14 protein-coding genes are annotated in these 9,066 nt (G+C 66.9%); 5 read left to right on the top strand and 9 right to left on the bottom strand.

Translation table 11 applies throughout. The features are described 5' to 3' along the window. The first annotated feature begins 32 nt into the window (after positions 1-32). On the top strand, positions 33-866 hold the full coding sequence (locus HTZ84_RS04650) for an alpha/beta fold hydrolase (protein WP_174679600.1): 834 nt from the start codon (positions 33-35) through the stop codon (positions 864-866). 15 nt (positions 867-881) lie between these two features. Here HTZ84_RS04650 and HTZ84_RS04645 read toward each other — a convergent pair whose 3' ends face one another. After that, positions 882-1,118 carry a hypothetical protein gene (locus HTZ84_RS04645; protein ID WP_174679599.1) on the bottom strand — a complete coding sequence of 79 codons (237 nt, stop codon included), beginning with the start codon at positions 1,116-1,118 and terminating at the stop codon, positions 882-884. A gap of 3 nt (positions 1,119-1,121) precedes the next feature. On the opposite strand from HTZ84_RS04645, the gene HTZ84_RS04640 reads away from it, so the two are divergent. After that, positions 1,122-1,541 (top strand): VOC family protein, encoded by a 420-nt coding sequence (locus tag HTZ84_RS04640; RefSeq protein ID WP_174679598.1) that lies wholly within the window; start codon positions 1,122-1,124, stop codon positions 1,539-1,541. Between the two features lie 61 nt (positions 1,542-1,602). Here the strand turns inward: HTZ84_RS04640 and HTZ84_RS04635 are convergent, their stop codons facing one another. Next, positions 1,603-1,884 carry a hypothetical protein gene (locus HTZ84_RS04635; RefSeq protein WP_174679597.1) on the bottom strand — a complete coding sequence of 94 codons (282 nt, stop codon included), beginning with the start codon at positions 1,882-1,884 and terminating at the stop codon, positions 1,603-1,605. A gap of 234 nt (positions 1,885-2,118) precedes the next feature. On the opposite strand from HTZ84_RS04635, the gene pyrF reads away from it, so the two are divergent. After that, the gene (pyrF, locus tag HTZ84_RS04630; RefSeq protein ID WP_174679596.1) at positions 2,119-2,970 is read left to right on the top strand and encodes an orotidine-5'-phosphate decarboxylase; all 852 of its coding nucleotides are present in this window, start codon (positions 2,119-2,121) and stop codon (positions 2,968-2,970) included. Positions 2,971-3,125: 155 nt separating this feature from the next. On the opposite strand, the gene HTZ84_RS04625 is transcribed toward pyrF, so the two are convergent. Next, on the bottom strand, positions 3,126-3,386 hold the full coding sequence (locus HTZ84_RS04625; protein ID WP_174679595.1) for a hypothetical protein: 261 nt from the start codon (positions 3,384-3,386) through the stop codon (positions 3,126-3,128). A 5-nt stretch (positions 3,387-3,391) separates the two neighbouring features. Further along, on the bottom strand, positions 3,392-3,583 hold the full coding sequence (locus HTZ84_RS04620; RefSeq protein ID WP_008894906.1) for a hypothetical protein: 192 nt from the start codon (positions 3,581-3,583) through the stop codon (positions 3,392-3,394). Positions 3,584-3,807: 224 nt separating this feature from the next. Here HTZ84_RS04620 and HTZ84_RS04615 point away from each other — a divergent pair, with 224 nt between their 5' ends. Further along, on the top strand, positions 3,808-5,409 hold the full coding sequence (locus HTZ84_RS04615; protein WP_174679594.1) for a GTPBP1 family GTP-binding protein: 1,602 nt from the start codon (positions 3,808-3,810) through the stop codon (positions 5,407-5,409). A 77-nt stretch (positions 5,410-5,486) separates the two neighbouring features. Next, a complete protein-coding gene (locus tag HTZ84_RS04610) occupies positions 5,487-6,056 on the top strand; it encodes a hypothetical protein (RefSeq protein WP_174679593.1) in 570 nt (189 codons plus the stop codon). A 70-nt stretch (positions 6,057-6,126) separates the two neighbouring features. Here HTZ84_RS04610 and HTZ84_RS04605 read toward each other — a convergent pair whose 3' ends face one another. From HTZ84_RS04605 to HTZ84_RS04585, 5 genes are all read right to left on the bottom strand, one after another. After that, the gene (locus tag HTZ84_RS04605; protein WP_174679592.1) at positions 6,127-6,639 is read right to left on the bottom strand and encodes a hypothetical protein; all 513 of its coding nucleotides are present in this window, start codon (positions 6,637-6,639) and stop codon (positions 6,127-6,129) included. A gap of 2 nt (positions 6,640-6,641) precedes the next feature. After that, positions 6,642-7,574 (bottom strand): methenyltetrahydromethanopterin cyclohydrolase, encoded by a 933-nt coding sequence (gene mch / locus HTZ84_RS04600; RefSeq protein WP_174679591.1) that lies wholly within the window; start codon positions 7,572-7,574, stop codon positions 6,642-6,644. Positions 7,575-7,641: 67 nt separating this feature from the next. After that, positions 7,642-7,980, bottom strand: coding sequence for an MTH1187 family thiamine-binding protein (locus HTZ84_RS04595; RefSeq protein ID WP_174679590.1), 339 nt, complete (start codon positions 7,978-7,980; stop codon positions 7,642-7,644). A 125-nt stretch (positions 7,981-8,105) separates the two neighbouring features. Continuing rightward, positions 8,106-8,453, bottom strand: coding sequence for a HalOD1 output domain-containing protein (locus HTZ84_RS04590; protein WP_126661267.1), 348 nt, complete (start codon positions 8,451-8,453; stop codon positions 8,106-8,108). Positions 8,454-8,847: 394 nt separating this feature from the next. Continuing rightward, positions 8,848-9,039, bottom strand: coding sequence for a DUF7836 family putative zinc-binding protein (locus HTZ84_RS04585; RefSeq protein ID WP_008894899.1), 192 nt, complete (start codon positions 9,037-9,039; stop codon positions 8,848-8,850). Positions 9,040-9,066 lie beyond the last annotated feature (27 nt).

The raw sequence follows: 9,066 nt of genomic DNA, 5'->3' as shown, positions 1-9,066 counted from the left end.
CTAATGGCGTCGGCGTGGCAGCAGCGAGACACATGGACTACGATACGTGGTCCGAGAAGCAGGAGACGACGACGGTCGCCGTCGACGAACACGACCTCGAGGTCGCCTACTACGACGACGGGGACGGGGAGCCGATCCTGTTCTGTCACGGCATTCCGACGTCGTCGTTCCTCTGGCGCGACGTCGCACCGGCGCTGTCGGACGACTACCGGGTGATCGCCCCGGACATGGTCGGCTACGGGAACTCGGCGATGCACGACGGGTTCGACCGCTCGATCAGGGCCCAGGAGGCGATGATCGACGGCCTGGTCGAGGAGTTGGGGCTCGAGTCGCTGACGTTCGTCGGCCACGACCTCGGCGGCGGCGTCGGATTACGCTACGCCGTTCACGATCCGGACGCGATCGACCGACTCGTCCTATCGAACGCGGTCTGTTACGACTCGTGGCCCATCGAGACCATCGTCGACCTCGGACTGCCCGCGACGATCAACGAGATGGGCGTCGACGACGTCCGCGAGACGCTCGAGGGGGTCTTCCGCGACACCCGGTACGACGACCCCGAGGAGGCGTTCGTCGACGGGATGCTCGCCCCGTGGGACTCCGAGGAGGCGGCCGTCTCGCTGTCGCGCAACGCGATCGGGACCAACACGAGCCACACGACCGAGATCGATCCGAGCGAGATCCCCGCTCGGACGCTCCTACTGTGGGGCGCCGAGGACGAGTTCCAGGAGATCGAGTACGCCGAGCGCCTCGAGGGCGATATCTCCGACGCCGAACTCGTCGGACTCGACGAGGCGTCTCACTGGGTCATGGCCGACCGGCCCGACGCCTACACCGAGCGGCTCCGCGAGTTCCTCGACGCGTGAACCGCGACGTGACGATCAGCCGTCGCACGCGGTTTCGATCAGGTTGTCGATCCAGTTCTCGAGATCCTCGCCGCGGTCGGTCTCGAACAACTGCCGGCCGTGATCATCGCCCAGGAGCACCTCGAGTCGCGTCGGCTCGGGCGCCCGTTCGTGTAGCGTTCGGGTCGTTTCGACGAATCGCTCGTCTCCGGTCAGCGTCTCGGTCTGGACCGTGCAGTCGGAAGCGTTTTTCTCCCGGACTCGTAGGTCCACCCGATGACATCACTCAGCGCACACCACGTCGGAATCACCGTCGAAGACCTCGACGAAACGCTTCCCTTCTATCGGGACGTCCTCGGACTCGACGTCGTCGAGCGATTCAGCGTCGGCGGCGAGGAGTTTTCGGACGCCGTCGGCGTCGAGGGTGCCCGCGGGGAGTTCGCCCACCTCGAGGCCGACGGGATCCGGATCGAACTCGTCGAGTACGACCCCGAAGCGCGGGGCTCGCCCGCGGCGGGGCTCAACCAGCCCGGCGCGAAACACGTCGGACTGGCGGTCGACGACCTCGACGCGTTCTACGCGGCGCTTCCCGACGACGTCTCGACGATCAGCGAGCCGCGGACGACGGAAAGCGGAACGTCGATTCTGTTCCTCCGCGATCCGGAGAACAACCCGATCGAAGTGCTCGAGGCGTGAGGAGAGCGGAACTCGGAGCGAACGCCGCTCAAAGGCTCGATAACGCCGATATACGCGCGGACTATCGGGCGGGCGACGGCGTCAGGTCCGATCGGACCTGCTCGACGGCTTCGTCGCAGTCCGAGCAGGCGGTCTTTTCGGAGTCGATGTAGACGGTCCCACACCGCGAGCACTGGAAGAGGTTTCCGGGGGCGTTCGGCGACGGCGCGACGTCGTCCGTTTCGACGCCGTCAGCGTCGGCGTCGTCCGCAGACCGGCCGTCGCCCGCGAACAGCGTCGAGCGGATGCGGTCGCGAAGTCGACCGAGATGCGAGTTAGATTTCTCGTTGGTTCGAATGGCCATACTGTAGCAGACGATTATAATAGCGAAGTAGCTGATGTCTAAAGTATTTGGAGCGGGAAGCGTTCGCATTCGGAATATTCCGGCTCGTCACCGGCGAACGCGCACGATCTTCTCAATCCGATGACTGTCTCGATCTCCCGGACGAACCGGGTCGAACTCGCTTGCGGAACGGCCGCGGTCGCGAGCGCCGACGGGATAGCAACCTTTTCGAGCGGCGGGAGACCACTCGCAGGCATGAACTTCTTCGATCGGCTGCACGACCGCATTCGGACGGTCGACAGCGTCGTCTCGGTCGGGCTCGACCCCGACCAGTCGCGAATTCCCGACCACCTCGCGGAGCACGACCTTCCGCGGTGGGCGTTCAACCGCCGGATCATCGACGCCACCCACGAGCACGCCGCCGCCTACAAGCCCAACGCCGCCTTCTACGAGGACCCCGACGGCTGGCGGGCGCTGGAGGAGACGATCGCCTACGCCCACGGGAAGGACGTCCCCGTCCTGCTCGACGCCAAGCGCGCCGACATCGGGAACACGACACGTCAGTACGCACAACTGCTCGAGACCGCCGACGCGATCACCGTCAACCCCTACATGGGCCGGGACTCGCTGCAGCCGTTCCTGTCGAACGAGGAGGCCGGCGTCTTCGTCCTCTGTCGGACCTCGAACCCCGGCGGCGCCGATGTTCAGGACCTCGAACTCGAGACCGGCGAAGCCGTCTACGAGCGCGTCGCCGCGCTGGCCGACCTCTGGAACGAGAACGACAACGTCGGCCTCGTCGTCGGCGCGACCAAACCCGAGGAACTCGAGGACCTCCGCGAGCAGGTCCCCGATCTCCCCTTCCTCGTTCCCGGCGTGGGTGCACAGGGCGGCGACGCCGAGGCGGCCGTGGAGTACGGACTCGCCGATGGCGTCGGGCTGGTCAACTCCTCGCGCGGGATCATCTTCGCCGGGGAGGATAGCGAGGCGCAAAGCGCCTCGGACAGTCGAGCGGCGGAGCCGCGAGACGACGACGGCGAGGAGTTCGCGAAAGCCAGCGGACAGGCCGCGAAGCGGCTGAAAAAGCGCCTGAATCAGTACCGCGACTAAGCACGTCCCGTACCGATAGGAGTCACCGAAGAACGATGCGTGACGATTCGGCCGGACGAAGAGCCGCCGAGCGACGTCCGGCGGGAACTGGAGCGCGTGCTCGAGTGTACGATTGCCTCTAGAATCGGCGGTACCGGGACGCGATTCGACGCGCGTTACGCGGTTCCGTTCCGGTCCGGATCGACCACGCGGCCCGCGACGCGGCCGTCGACGGTCCGGCCGAGGATTTCGACCGTGACCGGCTCCGCTGGCGGCCGCTCCTCGAGTCGATCCAGCCCTTCGACGACCGCGATATCCAGGGGACTCGCTTCGTTAGGGTGGTCGGCGACGAGTCGGCCGTCGCGCTCCGCGAGGGAGAGTCGAAACCGTTCGCTGACGGCCAGCGAGTCGCCGAGGACGTCGCGGATCGAGGTCACGGCGCTCAGAACCGGTTGATGTCGACGTCTTCGGACTCCGACGGCGACGGTTGGGTCGGATCCGCCTGCGCGGCGCACTCGACGCACAGTTCCTTCCCGTCCTCGTAGTGGACGTCACAGGCGAGCGTGCCGCAGTTCCCACACCGCTCCTGTGCGGGCCGGGACTCGCAGATCTGACAGAGGCCGCTGACGCTCATATCCGAAATACCGTCTCGAGCGCCTTGAAACCGCGGCCGGAACACCCCGGTCGAGAGGGGAATGGACACAGCGGCGTCCCGGCCTGTACGCGCAGTCGCGACCGACTTGGTGCCATCGAGTCTCGCCCCGCTCCGTGTCCAGCGGTCGCCGTACGGATACATACTGTGTGCTATGTTACCACTGTACGGGAAGGTTTTTGCCATGCGGACCGCTACCGTTCCATATGAGCCGTGACCGGGCTCTCCTCGAGCGAGCCCTGGACCGTGGCGAACAGGACGGTGGCAACGTCGAATTCAAGGAACGACTGTCACGAAACGTCCACCTCGAGGGTGGACGACGGGAGAGCCTGGCCGCGCAACTGCGCCACCGACTGCTCTCCGGGGACGGCGAGGCGACGTACGTCGTCGGCGTCACCGACGACGGCGGCCTCGCCGGCATCGACCCCGACACGTTCTCCGAGACGATGGACGTTCTCTCCCTGTTGGCCGAGGAGGCCGACGCCCACATCGACGACGTGCAGACGTGGGGCGTCGAGGACGGACTCGTCGGCGTCGCGCTCATTCGGGAGGGCGGCGTCCTCGAGACCGACGACGAACACGTCGTCGTCGGGACGGCGGGCCACGTCGACCACGGCAAGAGCACGCTCGTCGGGTCGCTCGTCACGGGCAACCCCGACGACGGCGACGGCGCGACGCGGGCGTACCTCGACGTCCAGCCCCACGAGGTCGAGCGGGGACTCTCGGCCGATCTCTCCTACGCCGTCTACGGCTTCGACGAGGACGGGCCGGTCCGCGTGCGAAACCCGAACCGAAAGCAGGACCGCGCCGCGGTCGTCGAGGAGGCCGACCGGCTGGTCTCGTTCGTCGACACCGTCGGTCACGAGCCGTGGCTCCGGACGACGATCCGCGGGCTGGTCGGCCAGAAACTCGACTACGGGCTGCTGGTCGTCGCCGCCGACGACGGGCCCACGCGCACGACCCGAGAACACCTCGGCGTCCTGCTCGCGACGGACCTGCCGACCATCGTCGCGATCACGAAGACCGACACCGTCGGCGAGGAGCGCATCGAGGAGGTCGAACGCGAGGTCGAGCGACTTCTCCGGGAGGTCGACAAGTCGCCGCTGCGGGTGTCCCGCCACGGCGTCGACGCCGCGCTCGAGGAGATCAGCGAGCGCGTGGTTCCGATCGTCGAGACCAGCGCCATCACGATGGACGGCTTGGAGACGCTGGACGAACTGTTCGACCGGCTTCCGAAGACCGCCCGGGACTCCGGCGAGTTCCGGATGTACGTCGACCGGAGCTACTCGGTGACCGGCGTCGGAGCGGTCGCCTCAGGCACCGTCATGTCCGGCGAGGTCGAGGCCGGCGACGAACTCCTGTTGGGGCCGATGCCCGACGGCCGGTTCCAGGAGGTCGAGGTCCGCTCGATCGAGATGCACTACCACCGCGTCGACAAGGCCCAGGCGGGCCGGATCGTCGGCATCGCGCTGAAGGGCGTCAAGGAAAGCGCCATCGAGCGCGGCATGGTACTCCTTCCGCGGGAGGCAGATCCCGACCCCGTCCGGGAGTTCGAGGCCGAGGTCATGGTGCTCAACCACCCCACCCGGATCGGCGAGGGGTACGAACCCGTCGTCCACCTCGAGACGATCGGCGAGGCAGCCGCCTTCTACCCGGAGAACGGCCGCCTCCTGCCGGGTGACTCGGGCGAGACCACCGTCCGGTTCAAGTTCCGCCCGTACCTCGTCGAGGAGGGCCAGAAGTTCGTCTTCCGCGAGGGGCGCAGCAAGGGCGTCGGGACGGTGACCGACGTCCATCCGATGGAGTAACCTCCCTCTCTCGAATCGACCGAGATTCTGTCAAACCACCCACATCATATTTATGCTGTGAGTCGGTACGGTGAAATATGGACGCTAGCACGTTGCGGACCATCCACAGGTACGGGGTGCTCGTCTCGCTCGTCGCGACCGCCGCGGGGGCCATCGGATTCGCCGTGAACGGATCCAACAGCGCTCTCGGGTTATTCTTCGGATTCCTCGGGCCGCTCTGCGGGTTCTACTTCGGTGGTGCGGTCCTCCACGAGGAGCCGCGGTATCGCGTCCTGGGTGAGGAACTCCTCCGCGGCGTCGTCTGGTACTTCGGGAGCCTCGTCGGGTGGTCGGTCGTCGTCACGTCGTCGGCCGCCGTACCGGTGACACCGGCGACCGCGTTCGGACTTCCGGTGCTCACGGCGCTCGGTCTGACCGTCGCGATGGTCGCGATCCGACGGCGGACCGGTCTCGAACTCAAAGTCGAGACCAGAGACGGGCAACTGCTGATCGCGATTCTCGGCGGCGTCGTCGGAGGCTTTCTCGCCCTCTATCTCGTTCTGGCCGCGGGATACTCGCCGTGGCTGCTGGCGCTGTACGCGATCGGGACGATCGCCGGCGCGGCGTTTTGGGACCGCCGCTGGCGTCGTCGGGGGGTCGCGAGCTAACCGTTCGATCCCGTCGCGTCGCCGTCCGAAACCGTCCAGTCCGATCGTCTCGAGTACGCGTGTTCGACCGCTATTCGAACCGGTCGCCGTCGGCCGACCGTTCGGCGAGTTCGAGTAGGACGGCCCACTCGAGCAGTCGGCGAACGCGTTCGAGCCGGGCCGTCTCGCGGCGCCCGTTAGACGTCTCACGCGCGACGGCTCGACGCTCGTCGCGGACCGCGTCGACGACGTCCGCGACGGCGAGCGGCCCGTCCGCTTGCTCGAGTGCCTCGAGAACTGCGTCGGCGCCGTAGACGCGCTCCCGGAACGCCTCTCGAAGTCGAGGGCCCGCGGATTCGAGTGATCCCGTGGGCGGCGATCGCCCGGTCGCGCGACGGTAGCCGGCCGACTCCTCGGTGACGAGGTCGAGCGCTCGCAGGAATACCAACCACGCCTCCGCCGCGTCGCGGGACTCGAGTCGGGTTTCGGCGACGAGGTGTCCACAGCAGTCGTCGACGGCCCCGGCCGTTTCCGGGACGGCCTCGAGGATCGGCGCGACGGCCTCGAGATCGGTCGGCGGTTCGGGAACCGGTTTGAAGCGCACGGTCAGAGGTCGAAGGAGTCGACGAGCAGGTCCTCGTCGGTCTCGCCGTGGACGTAGGTCGGGCCGCCGACCACGTCGACCGTGACCTTCGCGGGCGCGAAGAGGTCCGAGGGGACTTCGGCGAAGTTCCACTCGAGATCGTCGAAGACCTCGCCGAACGGCCGGCCGTGGTCCTCGGCGGCCGTCGAGGGCACGTCGTCGAAGACGTCGGCGTCCTCGCGGACCGTGAGGTGGGCCGTGCCGCCGTAGGCGATGGCGTCGTTCGTGCGGGCGATCGCCGTCTGCTCGTCGCCGGCGACGGGAGCGACCGGCGCCCGGCCCGTCGCGGAGACGATGTCGAGCGGGTCGTAGCCCAGTTCGGAGAGGCGGAACGTCGCGAGTTCGGCCGCTCGAGCGGCGTTCGTGATGGAGCCGACGAGGCTCGCGGTCGGGTAGGCGAGCAGGAAGACGCTGCTGGGTTCGACCTCCGCGAGCTCCGCGACCTGCGCGGCGGCGGCCGCGGTCGGATCCTGCTCGGTCTCGACGGCCAGCGCCGTCAGGTCGAACGCGTCCGTGTAGCCGACGCGGCGGAACTCCTCTTCCTCGGCGACCAGCGCCCGCGCGGGGCCGCTGCCCAGTCCCTCGAAGTCCTCGGTGGTCAGCTCCCAGCCCGCCTTCTGCGAGCACAGCAGCGAGAGCGCGGGCTGGTCGGTCGCGAGCTGGACGTACGGGATCGGGGCGTCGCCGATCTCGCCTAAGTGGTGACTCGGCGTCGCCATGCCCGCCGTCTGGATCTCCGTCAGCAACAGTCCCGCCTCGATTCCGCCCTCGAACTCGAGGCCGAAGTCGAGTACCGTGGCCTCGTTGTCGAGGTCGTAGCCGCCGATGTTCAACTCCTCGGCGTAATCGAGGGCCTCGTCGACCAACTCGATCGCCATCCGGTTGAGACTTTCCATACCGACGCGTTCGCTCCCCGCCGTAAAACAGTTTGTTAGTTCGGAGCCGCGAGGCCGACCGACGGCGCTACTCCGCCTCCGTCTCGTCGTCGCTTTCGTCCCGGTTCGTCGCGGGCCGACCGAGGTGTTCCTCGACGGCCTCGACCTTCTGCTCGGCGGAAGCGTCTCGAGACCGCTTGTCGTCGATCTTCAACACGGTGCTCACCCGGTCGCCGTCGACCGCCTCGTGGGCCGCCTGGGCGGCCGCGAACAGCTCCCCGACGTCGTCGGCTTCGATTACCGTCCCCATCGGGTTCGTCTCGTACTCGACGTCGTAGGCCTCGAGCGCGTCGACGGCCTTCGCGACCTCGCCGGACATGCTACCCTCGATCACCGGTGCGACGCTCAGCAGTGCGATTACCGTCATGACTCGGAATGTCGACGGGGACGCCCCTAAATCCGTGCCATTCGCGGCGTCGCGACTCGAGGGGACGCGAAAACCGAAACCGAAACCGGATCGATGAGAACAGCGGCCGGGACCTGCCGATCGACTCAGTCCGCTCGCGGGTGCGGGGAGTCGGTCGGCGGGTAGATGATCACGTCGCCGTTCGCGTAGACGTACACCTCGTGCTCGAGGGCGGTGAAGGCGATGTGTCCGCCCGTGCGTTCGGTGCCGTCGGCCTTCTTGCTGAAGATGCGATCGAGCGCGTCGGGGTCGACGCTGTCGTAGAGAGAGAACTCGCCCTGGGAGACGTCGGTGTCCGCGATCGAGGCGAGCGCGTGGACGATCGTCGTCGTGATCGTCGCGGTGCCGTCGGGATCGTGGTTGAAGACGTAGCGGTCGTTGGTCTGATCGTACTGCAGGTCGTCGGCGTCGGCGGTTGAAAGTTCAGTTTGCATAGGAGGTCTCGGAGTTCAATCGTCTATTGATTCGTAGTTACTCGGAGTATAAAAGCCAATCGCAGCCGATATTGGTAAACGGACGCGACTGAACATCAGGAGAATAGTTCAAATACGGTTATTCTCGGATACGCGTGACCGTCGAGTGGGGAAACCGGTCGCGGAGCCGATACCGGGCCGGCGGCGACGTAAGGCCGGATTACTCGCCGCCGAGCGATCGATCTCGCAACTAATCGACGGTTGCCGACGATTCTCGCCCGACGAGGATCGCCGAGCGATCGAGCAGCGACAGAACAGCGGAAGGGGTCACTCGATTCCGAGTCCTAGTGTCGATAGTGCGGCGCGAAAAATGATACCGATCGACCGTCGACGCGCGACGTCGGTCGCTACCGCGCTACGCCGGTTGCCGGTGGAACGACTCGAGGATGTCGAGTCCGCGCCGGGTCTTGGCGAACGCCGCGATCGGTCGTTCCGACCCGCAGTGGTCGCACCGGAACCGGTTTCCGGGCGCCGGGAGGGCGGCCGGATCGGCGGTCCACTGTTCCCCGCAATCGGCGCACTCGAGTCGAATCCAACCCTCTCGCATACGCGTGCTAGTACGTAATCCATCGAC

It is taken from the genome of Haloterrigena gelatinilytica, from assembly GCF_013342145.1.
Taxonomy (GTDB): Archaea; Halobacteriota; Halobacteria; order Halobacteriales; family Natrialbaceae; genus Haloterrigena; species Haloterrigena gelatinilytica.
The sequence above is the reverse complement of the archived record's forward strand: the minus strand, read 5'-3'. Positions and strand labels throughout refer to the sequence as shown.